24 protein-coding genes are annotated in these 19,441 nt (G+C 41.8%); 1 reads left to right on the top strand and 23 read right to left on the bottom strand.

Annotation, left to right across the window (positions count from 1 at the left end):
* Nucleotides 1-10: 10 nt before the first annotated feature.
* The 23 genes from LC036_RS05875 to LC036_RS05985 all read right to left on the bottom strand — a co-directional run bounded on the left by LC036_RS05875 (nt 11) and on the right by LC036_RS05985 (nt 18,407).
* The gene (locus LC036_RS05875; RefSeq protein WP_226579494.1) at nt 11-445 is read right to left on the bottom strand and encodes a peptidylprolyl isomerase; all 435 of its coding nucleotides are present in this window, start codon (nt 443-445) and stop codon (nt 11-13) included.
* Between the two features lie 14 nt (nt 446-459).
* Nucleotides 460-1,755 carry a diaminopimelate decarboxylase gene (gene lysA / locus LC036_RS05880; RefSeq protein WP_226579497.1) on the bottom strand — a complete coding sequence of 432 codons (1,296 nt, stop codon included), beginning with the start codon at nt 1,753-1,755 and terminating at the stop codon, nt 460-462.
* Between the two features lie 255 nt (nt 1,756-2,010).
* Nucleotides 2,011-3,477, bottom strand: a complete 1,467-nt coding sequence (locus tag LC036_RS05885) for a spore germination protein (protein WP_319004431.1) — start codon at nt 3,475-3,477, stop codon at nt 2,011-2,013.
* A gap of 23 nt (nt 3,478-3,500) precedes the next feature.
* Nucleotides 3,501-3,851 carry a stage V sporulation protein AE gene (spoVAE, locus tag LC036_RS05890; RefSeq protein WP_226579499.1) on the bottom strand — a complete coding sequence of 117 codons (351 nt, stop codon included), beginning with the start codon at nt 3,849-3,851 and terminating at the stop codon, nt 3,501-3,503.
* Nucleotides 3,848-4,864, bottom strand: a complete 1,017-nt coding sequence (gene spoVAD, locus LC036_RS05895) for a stage V sporulation protein AD (RefSeq protein ID WP_226579502.1) — start codon at nt 4,862-4,864, stop codon at nt 3,848-3,850. The genes spoVAE and spoVAD overlap by 4 nt, the downstream gene beginning before the upstream one ends.
* Nucleotides 4,865-4,875: 11 nt before the next feature.
* Nucleotides 4,876-5,319: a stage V sporulation protein AC gene (gene spoVAC, locus LC036_RS05900; protein WP_226580034.1), complete on the bottom strand. Its 444-nt coding sequence runs from the start codon at nt 5,317-5,319 to the stop codon at nt 4,876-4,878.
* A gap of 43 nt (nt 5,320-5,362) precedes the next feature.
* A complete protein-coding gene (locus tag LC036_RS05905; protein ID WP_264188094.1) occupies nt 5,363-5,773 on the bottom strand; it encodes a stage V sporulation protein AB in 411 nt (136 codons plus the stop codon).
* Nucleotides 5,760-6,377, bottom strand: coding sequence for a stage V sporulation protein AA (locus LC036_RS05910; protein WP_226579505.1), 618 nt, complete (start codon nt 6,375-6,377; stop codon nt 5,760-5,762). The genes LC036_RS05905 and LC036_RS05910 overlap by 14 nt, the downstream gene beginning before the upstream one ends.
* Nucleotides 6,378-6,497: 120 nt before the next feature.
* Nucleotides 6,498-7,244, bottom strand: coding sequence for an RNA polymerase sporulation sigma factor SigF (gene sigF, locus LC036_RS05915; RefSeq protein ID WP_226579508.1), 747 nt, complete (start codon nt 7,242-7,244; stop codon nt 6,498-6,500).
* Between the two features lie 10 nt (nt 7,245-7,254).
* Nucleotides 7,255-7,695 carry an anti-sigma F factor gene (gene spoIIAB / locus LC036_RS05920; RefSeq protein WP_226579511.1) on the bottom strand — a complete coding sequence of 147 codons (441 nt, stop codon included), beginning with the start codon at nt 7,693-7,695 and terminating at the stop codon, nt 7,255-7,257.
* Entirely contained in the window at nt 7,680-8,045 is a 366-nt protein-coding gene (spoIIAA, locus tag LC036_RS05925; RefSeq protein WP_226579514.1) for an anti-sigma F factor antagonist, read from the bottom strand. Before spoIIAA ends, spoIIAB begins: the two co-directional genes overlap by 16 nt.
* 92 nt (nt 8,046-8,137) lie before the next feature.
* Nucleotides 8,138-9,313 carry a D-alanyl-D-alanine carboxypeptidase family protein gene (locus tag LC036_RS05930; RefSeq protein WP_226579517.1) on the bottom strand — a complete coding sequence of 392 codons (1,176 nt, stop codon included), beginning with the start codon at nt 9,311-9,313 and terminating at the stop codon, nt 8,138-8,140.
* A gap of 214 nt (nt 9,314-9,527) precedes the next feature.
* On the bottom strand, nt 9,528-9,914 hold the full coding sequence (locus tag LC036_RS05935) for an HIT family protein (RefSeq protein WP_226579519.1): 387 nt from the start codon (nt 9,912-9,914) through the stop codon (nt 9,528-9,530).
* 12 nt (nt 9,915-9,926) lie between these two features.
* Nucleotides 9,927-10,280, bottom strand: coding sequence for a hypothetical protein (locus LC036_RS05940; RefSeq protein WP_226579521.1), 354 nt, complete (start codon nt 10,278-10,280; stop codon nt 9,927-9,929).
* Nucleotides 10,281-10,419: 139 nt separating this feature from the next.
* Nucleotides 10,420-11,721 (bottom strand): pyrimidine-nucleoside phosphorylase, encoded by a 1,302-nt coding sequence (locus LC036_RS05945; protein WP_226579523.1) that lies wholly within the window; start codon nt 11,719-11,721, stop codon nt 10,420-10,422.
* 109 nt (nt 11,722-11,830) lie between these two features.
* Entirely contained in the window at nt 11,831-12,652 is an 822-nt protein-coding gene (locus LC036_RS05950; protein ID WP_226579525.1) for a purine-nucleoside phosphorylase, read from the bottom strand.
* Nucleotides 12,653-12,665: 13 nt separating this feature from the next.
* Nucleotides 12,666-13,844, bottom strand: coding sequence for a phosphopentomutase (gene deoB, locus LC036_RS05955; protein WP_226579527.1), 1,179 nt, complete (start codon nt 13,842-13,844; stop codon nt 12,666-12,668).
* A gap of 99 nt (nt 13,845-13,943) precedes the next feature.
* Nucleotides 13,944-14,831, bottom strand: a complete 888-nt coding sequence (xerD, locus tag LC036_RS05960) for a site-specific tyrosine recombinase XerD (RefSeq protein ID WP_226579529.1) — start codon at nt 14,829-14,831, stop codon at nt 13,944-13,946.
* 7 nt (nt 14,832-14,838) lie between these two features.
* Nucleotides 14,839-15,057, bottom strand: coding sequence for a YqzK family protein (locus tag LC036_RS05965; protein WP_226579531.1), 219 nt, complete (start codon nt 15,055-15,057; stop codon nt 14,839-14,841).
* A gap of 339 nt (nt 15,058-15,396) precedes the next feature.
* A complete protein-coding gene (locus tag LC036_RS05970; RefSeq protein ID WP_226579535.1) occupies nt 15,397-15,873 on the bottom strand; it encodes a Fur family transcriptional regulator in 477 nt (158 codons plus the stop codon).
* Between the two features lie 111 nt (nt 15,874-15,984).
* Nucleotides 15,985-16,623, bottom strand: coding sequence for a stage II sporulation protein M (gene spoIIM / locus LC036_RS05975; RefSeq protein ID WP_226579537.1), 639 nt, complete (start codon nt 16,621-16,623; stop codon nt 15,985-15,987).
* An 81-nt stretch (nt 16,624-16,704) separates the two neighbouring features.
* Nucleotides 16,705-17,862, bottom strand: a complete 1,158-nt coding sequence (locus LC036_RS05980) for an endonuclease Q family protein (protein WP_226579539.1) — start codon at nt 17,860-17,862, stop codon at nt 16,705-16,707.
* The gene (locus LC036_RS05985; RefSeq protein ID WP_319004432.1) at nt 17,862-18,407 is read right to left on the bottom strand and encodes an NUDIX hydrolase; all 546 of its coding nucleotides are present in this window, start codon (nt 18,405-18,407) and stop codon (nt 17,862-17,864) included. The genes LC036_RS05980 and LC036_RS05985 overlap by 1 nt, the downstream gene beginning before the upstream one ends.
* A 97-nt stretch (nt 18,408-18,504) precedes the next feature.
* Between LC036_RS05985 and LC036_RS05990 the strand changes: the two genes are divergently transcribed.
* The gene (locus LC036_RS05990) at nt 18,505-19,428 is read left to right on the top strand and encodes an aldo/keto reductase (protein WP_226579545.1); all 924 of its coding nucleotides are present in this window, start codon (nt 18,505-18,507) and stop codon (nt 19,426-19,428) included.
* Nucleotides 19,429-19,441 lie beyond the last annotated feature (13 nt).

The following is a 19,441-nucleotide window of genomic DNA, read 5'->3' on the forward strand; positions in this document are numbered from 1 at the left end:
TTAGTCTCTCTTACTTGTCTTCTACTCTTACCTTCTGCATAACGTCGCCCACGCGTACGCGGTCGACAGTATCTACACCTTCAATGACTTTGCCAAACACTGTGTGGCGTCCATCCAGATGAGGCTGCGGAGAATGACAAACGAAAAACTGACTTCCTCCAGTATCTTTTCCAGCATGCGCCATAGATAAGGAGCCGCGTTCATGTTTATGAGGATTACCTTCTGTTTCACATTTAATTGTATATCCAGGTCCGCCTGTCCCTGTACCATTCGGGCATCCTCCCTGGATAACGAAATCCGGAATGACACGGTGGAAACTCAAACCATCGTAAAATTCGTCATTTGCCAATTTTTCAAAATTAGCTACTGTGTTCGGAGCGGCCTCATCATATAGTTCGATCAGCATCTTCTCTCCGTTTTCAAATTGAATCGTTGCTTGTTTCATTTCTCATACCCCTCTCATTTTTCGTAAGACAAATCCAGTCTGGTCATTTCTTGATAACTTTCTCTACGGACGACCAACTGATGTTTTCCGTTTTCAACGAACACCACAGCCGCTTTTTGAAAGCGGTTGTAATTGTTTGCCATAGCATAACCATACGCTCCTGTACTGAAAACTGCAAGTCTATCTCCAGAATGAACTTTTGGAAGTGCCACATCCCATATTAGCATATCTCCAGATTCACAGCACTTTCCAGCGATTGAATATTCATTTTCTGCCGGCTCCTGCATTTTTTCGGTCAAAACGGCTTCGTACTTGGCTTGATAAAGAGCAGGGCGAATGTTATCTGTCATTCCTCCATCCACAGAAACATACGTCCGTACATCAGGAATCTCTTTAATAGAACCAACTGTGTATATAGTCGTACCCGCTTCTCCGACAATGGCTCTTCCTGGCTCAATCCATATCTCAGGCATAGGATACTCAAACTGCTCTGAGAGATTTTTCACTTCTTTTATTAAGGCATGGGCATATTGATCCAAGTTAAGCGGTTCATCAGCTTTTGTATACTGTATGCCAAATCCACCGCCTAGATTAACAACGGTGGCTTCAAAATTGAACCTTTCACGCCATTTATTCAATGTAGTGAAAAGCTTTCTTGTGGCCATTTCAAAACCATTGGTTTCAAAAATCTGTGAACCAATGTGACAATGGAGACCAATCATATGGATGTGCTCATCTTCATGGACTTTCAGAAAAGCTTCCTCAGCCTGGCCGCTTGTTAAATCAAAACCAAACTTTGAGTCTTCCTGACCTGTGAGGATATAGTCATGAGTATGAGCCTCAATCCCAGGAGTTACCCTTAGCAGTACGTCCATCGTCTGATTCTGTTCTTTTAAGATCTCCCGCAGGAGCTCAATCTCATAAAAATTGTCTACAACGATGCATCCAATTCCATTTTCAACAGCCATCTCCAACTCCTGGATGCTTTTATTATTTCCGTGCATATGAATCTTTTCTACTGGAAATCCTGCTTCCAAAGCTGTATGTAATTCCCCTTCAGAAACAACGTCAAGACTAAGGCCCTCCTGGCGTGCAACCTGCAGCATAGCTACTGAAGAGAATGCTTTACTGGCATAGGCTACTTGAGCTGGAACATTGTTTTCTGCAAAAGTGCGTACAAAGGCTCTTGCGTTTGTACGAATTTTCTCTACATCATATACATACAAAGGTGTCCCATATTGATCAGCAAGCTCATTTGCAGAGACCCCGCCAATCATAAGCTGACCTTTTTCATTCACCTCATAGTTCATCGTAACCCGCCTTTTCTTAGGTATCGTTGGTTAGTAATTAATAGATAGTTCTGGTATATGCATAGTCTGGAAGAGAAATTGGTCGAGCCTTTTGAACTATATTGTAATTTTATGCGTCAAAAGACTCTGTATAGGCTTCCTTTGAATTACAAGTCCAAATACTAGGCAGAACCATTGAAAAAATGCCCTTTGTTGTTCAAAGGACATTTATAATTTATTTTAATTTATCACATCGATAAAGGAGGAGCAATAGAATTACTCCTGACGTGTATTATTTTGTGGATGTAAAAAGCTGGGTCTCACTCTTAAAGACGGCATACTTAATCGGAAGATAATTTGAACGGCCGCCTTGGCATTAAACGGTAAAAACGGCCACAAGTATGGCGTGTTCAACGATTTTGTATTAGCGAGTAAAAGAACATAAGCTAAGAAACCAAGCATTAAACCCTTAATCCCCAAAAACGCAACGAGAATAACAAACACTACACGTGTCATCTTATTCGCAACAGAAAGTTCATAACTCGGCGTTGAATAGGAGCCAATAGCAGCCACGGCTACGTATAAAATCACTTCCGGAACAAACATGCCGACATCGATAGCAATCTGCCCGATTAAGACAGCAGCAATTAACCCCATAGCGGTTGATAAAGGTGTGGGTGTATGAATAGCCGCTATCCTCAGCATTTCCAACCCTAAATCAGCAAGTAAAATCTGAATAATAATTGGAATAGTACTTTCTTCGTTCGGTCCAATAAATGCCAGCGCATCCGGCAGTAAATCCGGCTGCATGACGAATAGCATCCATATGGGCAGAACAAAAATAGACGACCAAATACCAAAATACCTTACCCAGCGTACAAACGTTCCAACCGGCGGCGATTGTCGAAATTCTTCCGCATGCTGTACATGATGAAAATAGGTCGTTGGAGTGATGATCATACTAGGCGAAGTATCGACCATCACAATAACATGTCCTTCAAATAAGTGAGAGGCTGCAACATCCGGCCGCTCCGTGTACCTTACAAGCGGGAATGGGTTTCTTCCTTGATGGACAAGAAATTCTTCTACAGATTTATCTGCCATAGATAACCCATCGATATTAATTTTTGTTAATTCTTCCTTAATGAGTTTAATTAATCCAGGATCTGCCACGTCCTGAATATAGGATATACAAATATCCGTCTTCGAACGTTCCCCCACCTGTAAGATTTCATGTCTTAACCGTTCATCTCTAATACGCCTGCGTGTTAATGCTGTATTTTCAATAATGTTCTCTGTGTATCCATCACGAGATCCTCGAATGACCTTTTCAGTGTCTGGTTCTTCTGGTGTTCGTCCTGGATAGGTACGAACATCGACAATAAAGGCTTCAGATTCCCCTTCAACAAAGATGACTATCAAGCCGGATAATAGCTGAGTAATACATTTATCGATACTGCTTACCGTTTCTACCTGCTGGTGTGGAATGTCATCCTTAATTCTTTTAAAGACAGAGGGTTCTTCTGAGGAACCTTCATTTATTTCAAACAGTTGACGCAGCACTTCCACAACAATGGGCGTTTCCACCAAGCCGGTTACATAATACACATTAACCTCATGATCGAGGATGTTAAGTGATCGATATCCTATATCAAAGGATTGATCAACACCTACCCGGTCGTTCATTATTTTCCGGTTTTGTTCCAACTTCATCACTATCGGTGTTTCTTTATTTTGAGGCATCCCTTACACTCCTTGGTTCCACATTAACCTTTCGGTTTAAAAATAATCGCAACAATAAAACCGAATAAAATAGCTGAAGCAATACCTGCTGAAGTAAGTTCAAAAATTCCAATTGCGATTCCAATAATCCCATGGTCTTCTGACTGTTCCATCGCTCCATGCAGCAGAGAATGGCCAAAACTAGTAATTGGAACAGTAGCGCCCGCACCAGCAAAGTCAATCAGATTATCGTATAGATCAAAAGCATCCAAAACGGCTCCGGCAACAACAAACGAGGACATTACATGAGCGGGTGTTAATTTAAATACATCCAGTAAAATCTGACCAATCACACAAATGCCCCCACCGACAATAAAGGCCCAGAGGAAAGTCATGAAACCGCCTCCCCCTTCATAAGGACGACAGCATGAGCGATTCCGGGAATGGATTCTTTTTGTTGAATCATCATTGGACTCATTAGTGCACCCGTAGCAACGACTAAGATCTTTTTATATTTTCCAGCTTCTAAGTCCTGGACAAGCTTTCCATATGTGACAACCGCTGAGCATGCACATCCGCTTCCACCTGCAAATACAGGCTGGTCACTGTGGTAAACAAGCATCCCGCAGTCCTTGTGAACTTCAGAAATGTCTAATCCATCCTGCTTCATCATGTCACGAAGAATCGGAGTCCCCACAGATGACAAATCACCAGTAGCAATAACATCGTAATCACTTGGTACCCTCCCCATATCCTCAAGGTGGGTTTTAATCGTATCCCAGGCGGCAGGCGCCATCGCTGAACCCATATCAAAGGGATTTTTGATGCTGTAATCCATCACTCTTCCAATCGTAGCCGCTTCAACCTGAATGGGAGATGGGGTTTTGGATAATAAAGCTGCTCCACTTCCTGTAACGGTGTATGTTGCTGTTTTAGGTTTCTGCCCTCCGTATTCCGTCGGATAACGAAACTGTCTTTCTGCTGTACAGTTATGGGAACTCACAGCAACCAAAGCCTGCTTGGAATAACCTGACTCCACAAGAGCCGCACCTGTCGCGAGTGTTTCCATACTGGTTGAACAAGCCCCGAACATTCCCAAAACAGGGATGCCAAGCTCACGAGCCAGATAATTTCCTGTGACGTTTTGATTTAGAAGGTCACCTGCCAAAAATAAGTCAACAGCAGACTGATCCACTCCCGCTTTCTGCAGGCAGGTATGGACTGCATCGTACATAAGCTTCCTTTCTGCGAGCTCCCAGTTTGCTTCTCCACAGTGAAGGTTTTCATGTACGATGTCGTAGGTATCTTTTAAGGGTCCCTCACCTTCCATAGGGCCTACTACTGTGCCGGTGGATTGTAAATAGACAGGGGATGTAAACGTCCATGTTTGCTTTCCAGTTTTAGCCATATAGATTCCTCCTAAAAAATGAGCGACCAAATATAACGAATGATGCCGAGTACATAAGCAGCCACTACTCCAAAAACAATAACTGAGCCGGCAAGCTTAAATAAGTTTGTTGCTACTCCAAGGACAATTCCTTCAGACTTATGCTCGAGCGCAGCAGAAGTGATAGAATTTGCAAAGCCTGTCACTGGAACAGCTGATCCTGCACCTGCAAATTGTCCAAGTTTATCGTAAACTCCGAATCCTGTAGCCAGAGCAGAAAGAAGGATAAGCGTGGCAACGGTCGGATTGATGGCATTTTTTTCACTGTAATCGAACCAATGGATATACATTTGAGTTAACAGCTCTCCAAATACACAAATCAGCCCCCCGACAACGAAGGCTTTGAGACAGTTAATAACATATGGAGTCTTAGGCTGATAGGATTTGACAGCTTTATCAAAGTTATGTTCATTCAAAGGTTGTTTTCCCACAAAGTTTCCTCCTCGATTAGGACTTTAACTAACGTACAAAGATAATCCACTGAAATAATGACCCGGCAATTTTACCCAATACCAGCGCCATAAGAAGGGTAAACAAATGACCCTCCACTCCGATTCTCTTAAATAGTAAAGGAAAGACATTTAATACCTCAGTCAGTGCAGCAGCAAGCATACCGATAAATATGCCGTGAAACAGTCCCCATATCATCAGCCCAGGAAGGGTCATTTGTATGGGTCCGTCCCCGAAGGATAAGTAAATGCCAAATAATACTCCAAGGATGACCGCCATTTCATAGTAACGAAGCATATGTTCGGAATGACTAAGCTGCATCAATCGGGGAACAATGCCAAGGACGGTTAGAAAGGCTACAAATCCCGTACCAACCGCAATCCCTGAAGCGAGACCGATCAGGGCTTCAATTATCCACATCCTGTTTCTCCACCTTATTTTCTTTTATGGCCACATAATGATCCAGGTCTTCCTGATAATTGAAAATCTCCACTTCCATTGGACTGGGCTCTTCATTGAATCGCTTTTGAAACCAATGATTAAAAAATAAGATCATTCCAATTCCCAAACCAACAGAATAGGGTACTTGGATCCATAGTGGATGCTCTGTTTCTTTCCCTGTCAGCATAAAGTGGAGTTTTTGCTGCACAGACTGCATGCTGACATCATAGTGAAAGTTCATGATCGCCATGGCGGCACCAATAAATAATAAGATCCAGATTGCACTAATGAGGAGTGGAGAAGGATTTTTTTTTCGATTCTCCACATGCACTACGCATTGATTCGGTCCAATCAATTCAATTTCAAGTTCAGGAAACTTGTGTAGGATTTGCTCAATAATCATATAAGAATCAATAACCACGATATTCCGGTCTTCTTTCTTAACATGATGGAGGACCATCTCTTTTAAAGAAGATACATGTTGTTTCGACCCAGTAACCATTCCGATATCCTTTAGACGAATCTCGGCTAGAGGTTCTACATAAATCGACTGCTTTATGCGAATGTAGACAGGAGCAACCATATTTTTGCCTCCCCTGCTTGATTTTCTTAGGGTTATTATGTGTGTGTTCCAGGAAAACATACAGAACAGAAAAGTTCCTCTTTTCCATACAAAAAAGCTGTACCTAAAAAGGTACAGCTTTCAGCTTGTATCATTCATCGTTTCTTTCATGTCTGCTAATATTTTTTTCTCCAGCCTTGATACCTGCACTTGAGATATGCCTAATCGTTCAGCGACTTCCGTTTGTGTCTGATCTTTGTAGTAGCGGAGATAAATAATCAGTCGCTCCCGTTTATCAAGCCGGCTCATGACATCCTGTAGAGTTAAATGATCAAACCAATTATTCTCTTCTTCTGCGATTTGATCCACCAGCGTAATCGGATCTCCTTCGTTTTCATAAACCGTTTCATAAATGGACTGAGGCGCTCGTCCAACTTCCTCCGCCTGGACGATTTCTTCTTTTGATAGTCCCAGCGCATCCGCCAGTTCATTTACCGTTGGGGAACGGCCGTGTTCTTTAAGAAGTTCCTCTTTTTTAGCCCGGACTTTATGGTTCAATTCTTTAAGACTGCGGCTTACTTTTACACTTCCATCATCTCGAATAAACCGCTGGATTTCACCAATGATCATAGGAACGGCATATGTGGAGAAACGCACATCATAACTTAGGTCAAATTTATCGATGGACTTTAATAAGCCTATGCAGCCGATTTGATAAAGGTCGTCCTGGTCATACCCGCGCCTTAAGTATCGTTGGACGACCGACCACACAAGGCGTGTGTTTTTTTCCACTAGTAAATCTCTCGCCTTATGATCGCCCGCCTGACTCTTTTTAATTAAGTCTTTGACATCTTTGTCGGACAGACGTTCTTTCGTCGTATCACTCATAAGCGCGACCTCAATTACACAGAGCGCGGGCTGACGTTAGTTGCTTCGTCATACGGATCGTAGTTCCGATCCCGGGCTCTGAAGTAATATCCACTTGGTCCATGAAATTTTCCATAATGGTAAAGCCCATTCCTGACCGCTCCCATTCTGGTTTGGAAGTGTAGAGCGGTTCCTTTGCCAGGTCAATATTATCGATCCCCTGTCCGCGATCTTGAATGATAAGCTCAATTTCTTCTCCGTCAATGGCACAGGTGAGCGTGACCTTTTCATCCGTCTTATCTTCGTACCCATGTATAATCGCATTGGTAACAGCTTCAGATACGACCGTTTTAATGTCTGTCAATTCTTCCATTGTCGGATTCAACTGGCTGATAAAAGCAGCTACAGATACCCTGGCCAATGATTCATTTTCACTAATGCTTGTGAATTCTAAAGTCATTTCATTTCGCATGATGCCACCCCCAACATCTCTAGAGCAGAAGACTCATTGTCCATAAGCTTCATGATTTTGAACATCCCTGACATATCAAATAATCGACGGACTTCCGGGGAAATAGAGCAGATAACCATCTCATTCCCTTTGGCCTGAACTTCTTTATAACGACCAAGCATCACACCAAGGCCTGAACTATCCATAAAGGAAAGCTTTTCTAAATTAACTATGACATGATCGACCGCTGGTTTTTGCAGTTGTTCCTGCCAGGCTTCTCTCAGTTGATTCGCTTCATGATGGTCTAGTTCTCCATTTAGACGAACAAGCAGGACATTTTCTCTAACAACAAAATTAACTTGAAGACTCAAGTGAATTACCTCCTCTGACTAATAGAGTCACTATGTCTTTTCGTACTTTTTGTTGTCATTTCCTGCTTACAAACAATACTAGTTAGAATATGCTAAAACCTCTGAAAGCTCGTCAAATTTTTCCAAGAGCGCTGCCACAAGGCGAGTAATCCGGCTTCTTCGACTGCTCCGGATGTTTCAAGGCGAACTTTTGCTACTTCCTCATCTCCATTTTTCACAACGACCCATCCCATATGTGATCCTTTTTTCATTGGAAGATCAGGTTCATTTGACAGCTTCAATTCTGTGGTATATTCGTTCTTTTGATCGTTTTTCTTTTTCAACACAACCACATCTTTTTCAGGAGCCAGTTGAATTTCCATAGGGTTTCCTTTTGTAATTCTTATCGTTTTGAGTGGATCATTTTTAGAGTATAACTTGACGCCTTCGTATTGACCGAACCCATAGTCAAGTAAACTGGTGACATCCGCATTTCGTTTCTTTGGATTCTCAGCACCCATGACAACGGCTATCATGTGCATGTCATTTCTTTGAGCTGAAGCAGTCAGGCAGTATTTCGCCTCTGAGGTATAACCCGTTTTAAGACCGTCCATCCCTGGATATGACTTTATCAACTTATTGGTATTTACAAGCCAAAACTCATTATCCTGTCCTTTACGAAGGTAATCATCATAGATTTTAGTGTATTTTGTTACGTCGTCATGAAGCAGTAACTCACGAGCCATTACCGCCATATCATACGCTGTGCTGTAATGATCTTCAGCTGGAAGACCCGTCGGATTCATAAAGTGAGTGTTTTTCAATCCGAGATCTTTGGCTTTTTGATTCATTTGTGCAACAAACTCTTTCTCACTCCCCGCGATACGCTCTGCCATCGCGACACTGGCATCATTTCCTGATGCTACAGCAATGCCTTTAAGAAGATCCTCTACGATCATTTCCTCTCCTGCTTCAAGAAAGATCTGTGAACCTCCCATAGAGGCTGCGTGTTCGCTTACTCTTACCTTCTCATCTAATTGAATGCCGCCTTTTTCCAATTCTTCCATGATTAAAAGGAGAGTCATGATCTTCGTCATGCTCGCTGGCGGTAATTTTTTATTTGAGTCTTTATCATAAAGCGTCATTCCACTGTTCTTTTCCATTAATATGGCAGACTGGGCTGAGTTCACAATTTCTGTTCCCTCTCTCTCCTCAGCAAACGTAAGATTCGCCGGAAATAGGGATATCACTAAACAAAGAGCGATGAATGCACCTACTAATTTTTTCATAACCTTGACCTCCCAATTAGCTGTAAGTGCCCCTATCATTCCCTTTCCATCATCTTCTATGCATGATGGAAAAGTGGAAATTACCAATAATAAGCTTTTCTAAATTGTCTCCTTAAACACATGTCGTGATACGGGGGATTATTTCGGGGACCTCATGTCCACACCATTTTTCAGGGAATAAAAAAAGCACTACTAAAATCAGTAGTGCTTCCTTTTAGATATGGCGTTTATTTTCTTCCTGTTTCAACCAGTGACGAATGCCTTTGCCGGCATGGGGTTCATCCTCAAACCTTGGTATCACATGCATGTGAGCATGAAATATATGCTGACCACCGGTTTGATAACAATTATAGCCGATGTTATACCCATCAGGATGAAAAGTATCATCCAACCACTCCTTGACCTCAGACAGCATTGCCTGGGTGTCAAGCCACTCTTTCGGCGACAGGTCAAAAACAGTGACCTTATGGGACTTTGGCACAATTAAGCCCGATCCCTTTAAGATCCGCTGATCTCTTTGTACAAAATAGCAGGATTCATTTTCAAATATAATCCGCTGTTCATCATCCAGCTCCGGCATACAAAAAACACAATTCTCCATGATATTACCTCCCTATGTAATAGGAAAAAATGATTCAAGAAATATAAATCCCATCACCGTTGTTTTTATCAATAAAACAGAACCATAAATGGTTTGATTATTATCTCTTAATAATCTGATGCTTTGGAAGAAAAATAGTAAGGATAACATGAGTGATGAATACTTGAATGGAAGGTCTAAAGAAAAAAACCAATGGGCAACAAGGGCTGCAAGGGCAACAAGGGCTGCAAGGGCAACAAGTCCAATGAGCCGTTCAAGGTTTCGAAAAATGCAATCCCCCCTTATTAACAAAGCTCTACACGTATCGTACCATGAAGCCTTAAGGAAGAGAACCGCTTTGAAAATGAATACTTTTCGAATCCGCAAGTTCTCAAGTTCCATTCCTCTTCAGGTCTGCAGAGAAGCGGGCAGACAAGAAAACCCAGACCTCAAGTTTCCCATAGCGATTTCAGCGTCTAAGAGTGCCAGCATAAAAAAGTCCCAGGTTATGACCTGGGACTTTTCCTCATTTGATAATATTGTGAATTAATGTTGGCTTTTCCACTTGTTTATCAGAAATGGTATACGCTTCTTTTACTTTACTAATAGAATCCACCGGTTCTTCGTCGTCACTAATAAGTACAACAAGTGCCTCGCCAGCCTTAACAGGATCTCCAATTTTCTTCTTCAGGCTGATACCGACACCGTGATTAATTTGATCATCTTTCGTTGCACGCCCAGCTCCAAGGTACATCGCTGCAATGCCAATGGATTCTGCATCTATTGCAGATACATAACCATCTTTATCTGCCTTTACTTCTATTTCATAAGCGGCTTTAGGTAGTTGATTAAGATCATCTATCATAGCTACATCCCCGCCCTGGGACTCTACCAGGGTACGAAGAGACTGGAACGCTTTTCCGTTCTCTATGTTTGCTTCAAGCGCAGCATACGCTTCTTCATATGAAGGGAACACCTCTGCCAGAACGGCCATATGAGAAGAAATTTCTAGTGAAAGTAAGCGTAGATCTTCGACATTCTTTCCTTTCAATATTTCAGCCGCTTCTTTAATTTCATTTGCATTTCCAACTTCATATCCCAGCGGCTGATTCATGTCACTAATAACAGCAACTGTATTTCTTCCCAGGTTATTTCCGATATCCACCATTTCACGGGCTAGAGCCTCTGAATCCTCAAGCGTTTTCATAAATGCTCCAGAGCCAGTCTTTACATCTAGAACGATGCTGTCCGCACCAGATGCAATTTTTTTACTCATGATTGATCCTGCAATGAGCGGGAGAGAATTTACTGTTCCAGTTACATCCCGAAGGGCGTAAAGCTTTTTATCTGCAGGGGCGAGATTTCCCGTTTGACCTGCAACGGCTAATTTATGCTTGTTAACGTTTTCAATAAACTTTTCTTTAGTCATTTCAATTTCAAGTCCCTTGATAGACTCAAGCTTATCAAGAGTTCCACCAGTGTGACCAAGTCCCCGCCCCGACATTTTTGCTACCGGGATTCCAACAGAAGCAACAAGCGGGCCGACGATAAAGGTTACTTTATCTCCTACACCACCTGTGGAGTGCTTATCAACTTTTTTCCCTTCTATAGCAGAAAGGTCAATGGTTTCTCCTGAGTTGACCATAGCTTGTGTTAATGTCGCTGTTTCTTCTGCCGTCATTCCTTGGAAATAAATCGCCATCGTTAAAGCAGATGCTTGATAATCAGGTATTTCTCCTTTAGTGTAACCTTCAACAAAATATTCGATTTCTTCTTTTGTCAATATACCGCCATCGCGTTTTTTTACAATTACATCATACATTCTCATTTCCAATCACCCTTTACAAAATTCTATATAGAAATAAAAGAGCCGGCGCCTGTTCCAAAACGGGAGGACAGGCGCAGCTATTAAATGTTTATCTTCATTCTCGAACTAGTTATACAGGTAAAGTCTTAAGCATTTCTTTTACAAACCCAAGAAAATCTTCACGGACCTGAGCTGTTGTTTCAATAACTTCATCGTGTGTTAAAGGTTGGTCAAGGATGCCTGCTGCCATATTGGAAATACAGGAGATTCCAAGAACCCGGATTCCAGCATGGTTGGCAACCATTACTTCAGGAACTGTAGACATGCCGACAGCATCCCCCCCTAATGTACGAAGCATGCGTACCTCTGCTCCTGTTTCATAAGCAGGGCCGGTATTTCCGACATATACGCCTTCCTGCACTTTTAGATCCAACCGGTCGGCCGATTGTTTTGCGTGCTTGATTAGATCTCGATCGTAAGCTTCAGACATGTCCGGGAACCGTGGCCCCATCTCGTTATCATTTGATCCAATTAAAGGACTGTCTCCCATATTATTGATGTGATCTGTAATAACCATCAAGTTACCAGGCTGGAAGGATTCGTTAATTCCACCAGCAGCGTTGGTAACAAACAAGGTTTCCACACCCAATTCTTTCATCACTCGAACAGGGAAAGTCACCTGCTTCATATCATAGCCTTCATAATAGTGGAACCGTCCCTGCATAGCTATCACCTGCCGGCCTTCAAGCTCCCCTAAGACAAGCTGACCTTTATGTCCAGACACTGTAGACTCCGGAAAATGGGGGATGTCCGTATAAGAAATAGTGGTTGGGTTCTGAATTTCTTCAGCCAAAACGCCTAAACCAGATCCCAGAATAAGCCCCACTGAAGGCTCCAGGTTTATATTTTGTTGGATGAATTGTGCTGCTTCTTTGACTTGTGTAAGATTCATGTCAATCTCCTCCCTATTGAATGTCTTTCAAGAAACTTGTGCCGTATTCAGGTAATTCAATGGAAAAGTTATCCGAAACTGTCGCTCCAATATCTGCAAAGGTTTTGCGCTGAGTAAGTTCTGTTCCTTTTTCGATACCTGTGTGATAAACAAGTAAAGGTACCAGTTCACGCGTATGATCTGTACCGTGATGAACCGGGTCATTTCCATGATCAGCCGTGATGATCAGTAAATCATCGTCCCTCATTTTATTAAGCACTTCAGGAAGTCTTTCATCGTAAGACTCCAAGGCTTCCCCATAGCCCTGCGGGTCACGACGGTGACCATATTTGGCATCAAAGTCCACGAGATTTAAGAAACTGATGCCTTTGAAATCTTTATCCATAGAATTCACAAGCTGGTCCATTCCATCCATATTGTCCTTGGTACGAACAGCCTCTGTCACGCCTTCTCCATCATAAATGTCAGAAATTTTCCCTAATGCGATCACATCAAGACCTTCGTCCGCCATTTCATTCATGACTGTGCGGCCAAATGGTTTTAATGCATAGTCGTGACGGTTGGATGTGCGTTCAAATGCTCCCGGTTCTCCTATAAATGGTCGGGCGATCACACGTCCAACCATATATTTCTCATCTTTCGTAATCTCCCTGCAGAATTCACAAATCTCGTAAAGTTCTTCAGGTGAAACAACATCTTCATGTGCAGCAATCTGCAGAACGGAATCAGCAGATGTGTAAATAATTAAATCCCCTGTTTCCATATGATGCTTACCGAGCTCCTTTAAGATCTCTGTTCCAGAAGCAGGTTTGTTTCCTACGATTCCACGCCCCGTTTTTTCTTTAATTTGGTCCAGTAATTCATCAGGGAAGCCTTCCGGGAATGTTCTGAAAGGCTGATCAATATACAATCCCATAATCTCCCAGTGGCCTGTCATGGTATCTTTTCCATTCGAAGCCTCTACCATTGTCGTGTAATGAGCCTTGGGATTATCTGGAGCCTCTATTCCTTGAATAGAACGAATATTACTTAAGCCTAGTTCACCCATATGCGGCATGTTTAATCCGTTCATATGCTCAGCGATATGCCCTAATGTGTCTGCACCTTTATCATTAAATTTCTCAGCATCAGGTGCTTCTCCGATACCAACGGAATCCATAACTACTAAAAATACTCGATTAAATGATTTCATCAACGATCCCTCCTACTGTTTAATTTCCCAAATTCGTGAAAAACTACCCTACATTTCTAAGATGTAGGATGTCAGACAACTTAAAATATAAAAAGGGGCTTACGCCCGTGGATGATAGGAGCGATAAACGTCCTTCAAACGTGTTTTTGATACATGTGTATATATTTGTGTGGTGGAGATATCCGCATGACCCAGCATTTCCTGCACGGCCCTTAAGTCTGCTCCATTTTCCAGTAAGTGTGTGGCAAATGAGTGCCTTAAGGTATGGGGGGTCAGTTCTTTTTTAACACCCATATCTTTAGCAACCGCTTTCAGTATCTTCCAAAAACCCTGTCTTGAGAGCCCGTTGCCGTGATGGTTTACAAACAATTCTTCTGTTTTTTTGTTTTTGACCAGTGTTCCCCGACCAGCTTCGAGGTAATTTTCGACCGCTTCCTTCGCCATATCGCCAAGCGGGATAATACGTTCCTTTGAACCCTTCCCAAGACAACGCACAAAACCCATCGTCAAATGCAGATCACTAACTTTCAAAGAGACAAGCTCTGTCACACGCAAACCAGTTGCATACAACATTTCAAACATGGCTTTATTCCTTGAAGATAAAGGATCCTTCGCATGGATATTCAAAAGCTTATCTACGTCCTCACTAGAGAGCACTTTAGGAAGCTTTCTTTCTTTTTTCGGCGTTTCTATATGTAAGCTTGGGTCCTGTTCCGTTATTTTCTCCCGAATCAAAAATTGATGGAATAACCGGATAGATGAAAGTAATCTGGCAACCGTGGCCGATGATTTCCCATGATCATTTAAATCATATAAATACTTCATGATGTGCGCTCTTGTAATCTGTCCCCACTCAGTTATTTGTTCTTTCTCCTGCATAAAAGCTGTATATTGAATCAAGTCCCTTTTATACGACTGAATAGTGTTGGGGGATAATCCTCGCTCTACTGTCAAGTAATGAAAAAAGTCTTCAAGCGCATACTGCATCGTCCATCTACTCTCCTAATCGGAAAAATATCGACAGGCGATCCGTCCATTCCTGCTCCATCGGTTGATAGACCTTAACAGCCGCACCTCCAGGCGGATCGTATCGATGCTGTCTTTCATATTCCTCATGGACCATTCGAAGGGCCATGTAGAATACACAAGTACAGACTGTAAATACAATGAGGACTTTAATTAAGTCTCTTAAACTGCTTTGCAGACGACTCATGGAAATCCCCTCCTTTTTTCCGTATCTTTGTAAAAGGATATGCCTAAATTCCCTGCAAATATACGTAGAAAAGAAGATGGAAAAAACAGCCGGCAAAACAACCAAGTCTCATCTAGCATAAACGTACACGATTTTCTCGCATTTGTAAATAAAAGATAGAAGATAGATAGAATTAAATTAACTGTTTTGGACGACTGATAGATAAAATAAGCTTAACAGAGCCTGAGGGATTGGAATTTCACGCTGGTATACCTGTTTAAGATCCAAAGCAGAATAGATCTAGTGTGAGGAGTCTGCAAAAAGAAAAAGCCACTATGTCGTTTCATAGCGGCGTTTCGATCATTCTTTATTTTCTTTTGCTGACGAAGCCGCTACAGCCTGTTTTTGACAGACGCGGCAAATGCCATGAAAGGTCAGGCGGTGATCTTTAACCTCAAATCCCCATTGGCTTTCCACAATTTTTTCGACGTCCAATAGTAAATCTTCTTCGATTTCTTTAACAGAACCGCATTCAATACATACTAAGTGATGATGGAAATGCTCGGCTCCTTCTTTTCTCAAGTCATAACGGGAAACGCCGTCCCCGAAGTTAATTTTGTCGACGACTTTAAGTTCGGATAATAGTTCAAGTGTTCGATAGACGGTTGCTAGACCAATTTCAGGTGCTTTCTCTTTTACGAGGAGGTAAACATCTTCCGCACTTAAATGATCTTCTTCGTTTTCCAACAGAACTCTTACAGTAGCTTCTCGTTGTGGTGTCAGCTTATAGCTTTGAGAATGCAACTGTTTTTTAATTTTCTCTATACGATGTTCCATATCGCTCGTCCCTCCCTCGTAATACCAACTTCATTATAATCAGAGACAGAACGAGTGTCAAATTATAATCATTTTAATCTATTAACGATAATCATTATTATTTAGTATCTTTTATTTGTATATCCATTTAAGGATAATTTCTAAAAAAGTATTGGAAACAAACACTTCAACTACAGAAGACGCCATAAGAATGATAACCAGAGCTCCAAATAAAGCACTATATCTAAAAAAAGCTTTAATAATTGGTTGGTGCACCCTGCGTATGAAGAGTTGCTTACATAAAGTTAGTGAAAAGATAAGGGCCAGTGATCCTGCAGCCAAGTAAACAGGAATAATGATTAAATTTTGTGGCGCTATGGAAACGGAAGAAATTAAAAGACCATACCACCCCATTTGATTAACAAGAAATCCAACAGAAAAACCGATCACGAGTCCTTTAATAAAAAGAAGAACGGTGATGATTGGCATCCCTATCACGGATATACCTAACAAAAATAGTAAAAGCATATATTTCATATGGTAGAGTATGCTGTCTCTCCAAAGAACTGCATTACTTGTACCATCATGGGAGGTCTGCTGCTCAAAGAATTGCTTCAAGTAAAAGAACAGGTCCTGTTTCTGTACAAAGTTCATACTGTTTACAATGACAGCACCAAACACCATCCCCATAATGAACAGTACAAAAATAAACACGAAAATATTCATGTGTGTATGAACATCATTTTTAACCATCCGCATTCCCTGCTGCATCTTTTCTCCACCTTTCTCTTCACCGGTCTATGACCAATCTATGAGAGAGGTGGAAAAAATAGACCATACAAAAAGGTGTTTCTATTTAATTCTTCCGTAACGGCCGCCACCCCCTGCTGTAATCTTCAGTTCCCCCTGGCGCAGAGCTAGAATGTTCTGACAAACTTTATCCGGAACCACTTTCTGCAATTGCTCGCAGGGGATGTCGTGAATGACCTTCATTTCTGATCCGAATGTATCTATCAATTTTTCATAGGTTCGTTTCCCTACACCAGGAAGAGATGACAAAGGAACTTGGTAGATATAAGGAGGTCTCTTCCTATTCTGATACCCGTCTTCAAGTTCTTGGATCCTGTCTGATACCCCTTTAATAATTTTTGAAGAACCACAATGGTTACAAGACGAAGAGAAACCGGGATGGGTTGATTCACATTGCAGGCAGAAGGTTTGATGGTATTTTCCCATTTCCGGATTCAGGCCATAGTTAGCGGCTCCCCCTCGTTCTCCCTCTCTATAAAGAGCACGCCTTAACTCTTCAAATGTTCTTGTTTTCATTCTCACTTTTTGATATTCCCTTGCCATGTTTATAAGAGAGTGGGCATCTGAATTGGTCAGGTACGTGTAAGGTTCTAATTCAAGAAGACGGTCTGCCATATTCGTATCAGCACTTAATCCAAGTTCTACGGCGTCAATTTTTTCACTGTCCAGCACTTCGTGCAGACTCTTCTTCACACCTTTTCCGTATAAGCTCTTAAATGGTGTGAACATGTGCGCGGGAATAAAAAGACCCTTGTGACTCTTGACATGCTCCTGCAGTTCCCGTGCTGTGCCATAAAAGCGCTGGGAACTTAAAGATACATTCTTCATTTTTTCTGACAGCCAACTGGTAAAAAGCTTCATATCTTCTAGAAATGGAAAATAACAAAGGACATGAATTGGTCCTGAACAGGAGGCATCGTAGACTTCAATCTCAGACCCTAAGATCAACACAGTATCTTCAAATTGAATCCCGCCTTCTGCCAGTTCTTTTGCCTTTTTACTTTCAATCAGGTCCATAATCTCTTCTTGAACAGCCGGGGATTGAGCGTCAATTATTCCGATCATATCCAAGCCTTTCCTGCGGCTGGCATCTTCTAAAATGCGGCTTAAGGTCAAATTCTTTGATCCAGTTATTTTAACGGGCCTGTCATACTTGTCTCGACCGATATGAATATGTAAATCCACATAAAAGTCAGGCATTAACGGTCATTTCTCAATTTTAAATATAAAATCGCGTAGGCTGTTTTAGCATCGTGTATGCGTTGTTCTTTCTCCATTTGTTCCGCTTCTTCAATAGTAATTTCCAAACGTTCTACAAATTCATCCTCATCTCCATCTGGCTGTTGGTCCAGAGGCTTGATTTGGTCTGTAAAATAAAGGTGTACAATTTCGTCCGCAAATCCTGGCGAAGTATAAAAGGAGGTAACAAGTTCCAAATCTTCGGATGTATAGCCTGTCTCTTCTTCTAATTCACGAAGCGCACATGTTTTCGGGTCCTCCCCTTCTTCGAGCTTTCCGGCTGGAATTTCAACAATACTCTTCTCAAGCGGTTTACGATACTGTTCTACACAAACCATCCTGCCTTCTTCTGTAAGTGCTATGACAGCAACGGCTCCAGGATGTTTGATAAGCTCTCGTTTAGATGTTTTGCCATCGGGTAAAGTAACACTGTCCACATTCAACTGTACAATTTTCCCTGTATAGATTGTCTCTGATTCATAGGTCGTTTCTTCAAACTTTTTCAAGATGCTCATCCTCTCCATTAATCTACTGACATTTTAACACAGGAGTAGTAAAAACCTTGAATATTCAGCTAAACTTATATTGAGAAAGGATGATTTGATGAATAAACGTCAATTAGGAAAATCGGACTTGTATGTAACAGAAATCAGCCTGGGGTGTATGTCTCTTGGAACGAACTACAGCAACGCGAAAGAGATTATTGACTACGCTCTTGATGCAGGCATTAATTACTTGGATACCGCTGACCTGTATGACTTTGGTGAAAATGAAAAAATCGTGGGAGAAGCAGTTAAAGGAAGACGTGAGGATATTATTATCGGTTCAAAAGTCGGCAATAACTTTACTCCAGGTCAGGAAGGCTGGACATGGGACCCTTCCAAAAAACATATTAAAAGTGGCATAAAAGACAGTCTTCATCGATTAGGCATCGATTATATCGATCTTTATCAGCTCCATGGAGGTACAATTGAAGATAATATTGATGAAAGTATTGAAGCGTTTGAGGAATTGAAAAAAGAGGGACTTATACGTGAATACGGGATTTCCTCCATTCGACCTAATGTGATCCGCGAATATGTAGAAAAATCCAACATCGTGAGCGTAATGATGCAGTACAGTGCCCTGGACCGCCGCCCTGAGGAAGAAATCCTGGATTTACTCTCAGACAACGAAATCAGTGTTTTGGCACGCGGACCATTAGCCAAAGGAATGTTGTCATCGAACGGTCTGAAGAAGGCCCAGGAAAAAGGCAGCGATGGCTATTTGCAGTACAGCGAGGAAGAGCTCCTTTCTATCATAAAAAAATGGCAGAACTATACTGGCGATAACCGGACGGCACAGGCTCTTGCTTTGGAATATGTTCTACACCATCCAACTGTAGCGACAGCGGTATTTGGTGCAAGTTCAGTGGATCAATTAAAAAGCAATTTAAGCTATCTACAGGCTGAACCGCTGACAAAGGAAACCTATGAAGAATTACAATCCATAACAAAACCTATAACCTACCAAAAACATCGTGCCTAGTCTTTGAGAATAA

The sequence above is a fragment of the Halobacillus litoralis genome (assembly GCF_020524025.1).
GTDB lineage: Bacteria > Bacillota > Bacilli > Bacillales > Halobacillaceae > Halobacillus > Halobacillus litoralis_D.

Coding starts and splice junctions, on each gene's coding strand:
- LC036_RS05875 (WP_226579494.1), bottom strand. CDS start 445: ATGAAACAAGCAACGATTCAATTTGAAAACGGAGAGAAGATGCTGATC.
- lysA (WP_226579497.1), bottom strand. CDS start 1,755: ATGAACTATGAGGTGAATGAAAAAGGTCAGCTTATGATTGGCGGGGTC.
- LC036_RS05885 (WP_319004431.1), bottom strand. CDS start 3,477: ATGCCTCAAAATAAAGAAACACCGATAGTGATGAAGTTGGAACAAAAC.
- spoVAE (WP_226579499.1), bottom strand. CDS start 3,851: ATGACTTTCCTCTGGGCCTTTATTGTCGGTGGGGGCATTTGTGTGATT.
- spoVAD (WP_226579502.1), bottom strand. CDS start 4,864: ATGGCTAAAACTGGAAAGCAAACATGGACGTTTACATCCCCTGTCTAT.
- LC036_RS05905 (WP_264188094.1), bottom strand. CDS start 5,773: ATGTGGATAATTGAAGCCCTGATCGGTCTCGCTTCAGGGATTGCGGTT.
- LC036_RS05910 (WP_226579505.1), bottom strand. CDS start 6,377: ATGGTTGCTCCTGTCTACATTCGCATAAAGCAGTCGATTTATGTAGAA.
- sigF (WP_226579508.1), bottom strand. CDS start 7,244: ATGAGTGATACGACGAAAGAACGTCTGTCCGACAAAGATGTCAAAGAC.
- spoIIAB (WP_226579511.1), bottom strand. CDS start 7,695: ATGCGAAATGAAATGACTTTAGAATTCACAAGCATTAGTGAAAATGAA.
- LC036_RS05930 (WP_226579517.1), bottom strand. CDS start 9,313: ATGAAAAAATTAGTAGGTGCATTCATCGCTCTTTGTTTAGTGATATCC.
- LC036_RS05935 (WP_226579519.1), bottom strand. CDS start 9,914: ATGGAGAATTGTGTTTTTTGTATGCCGGAGCTGGATGATGAACAGCGG.
- LC036_RS05945 (WP_226579523.1), bottom strand. CDS start 11,721: ATGAGAATGTATGATGTAATTGTAAAAAAACGCGATGGCGGTATATTG.
- LC036_RS05950 (WP_226579525.1), bottom strand. CDS start 12,652: ATGAATCTTACACAAGTCAAAGAAGCAGCACAATTCATCCAACAAAAT.
- deoB (WP_226579527.1), bottom strand. CDS start 13,844: ATGAAATCATTTAATCGAGTATTTTTAGTAGTTATGGATTCCGTTGGT.
- xerD (WP_226579529.1), bottom strand. CDS start 14,831: ATGCAGTATGCGCTTGAAGACTTTTTTCATTACTTGACAGTAGAGCGA.
- LC036_RS05965 (WP_226579531.1), bottom strand. CDS start 15,057: ATGAGTCGTCTGCAAAGCAGTTTAAGAGACTTAATTAAAGTCCTCATT.
- LC036_RS05970 (WP_226579535.1), bottom strand. CDS start 15,873: ATGGAACATCGTATAGAGAAAATTAAAAAACAGTTGCATTCTCAAAGC.
- spoIIM (WP_226579537.1), bottom strand. CDS start 16,623: ATGCAGCAGGGAATGCGGATGGTTAAAAATGATGTTCATACACACATG.
- LC036_RS05980 (WP_226579539.1), bottom strand. CDS start 17,862: ATGCCTGACTTTTATGTGGATTTACATATTCATATCGGTCGAGACAAG.
- LC036_RS05990 (WP_226579545.1), top strand. CDS start 18,505: ATGAATAAACGTCAATTAGGAAAATCGGACTTGTATGTAACAGAAATC.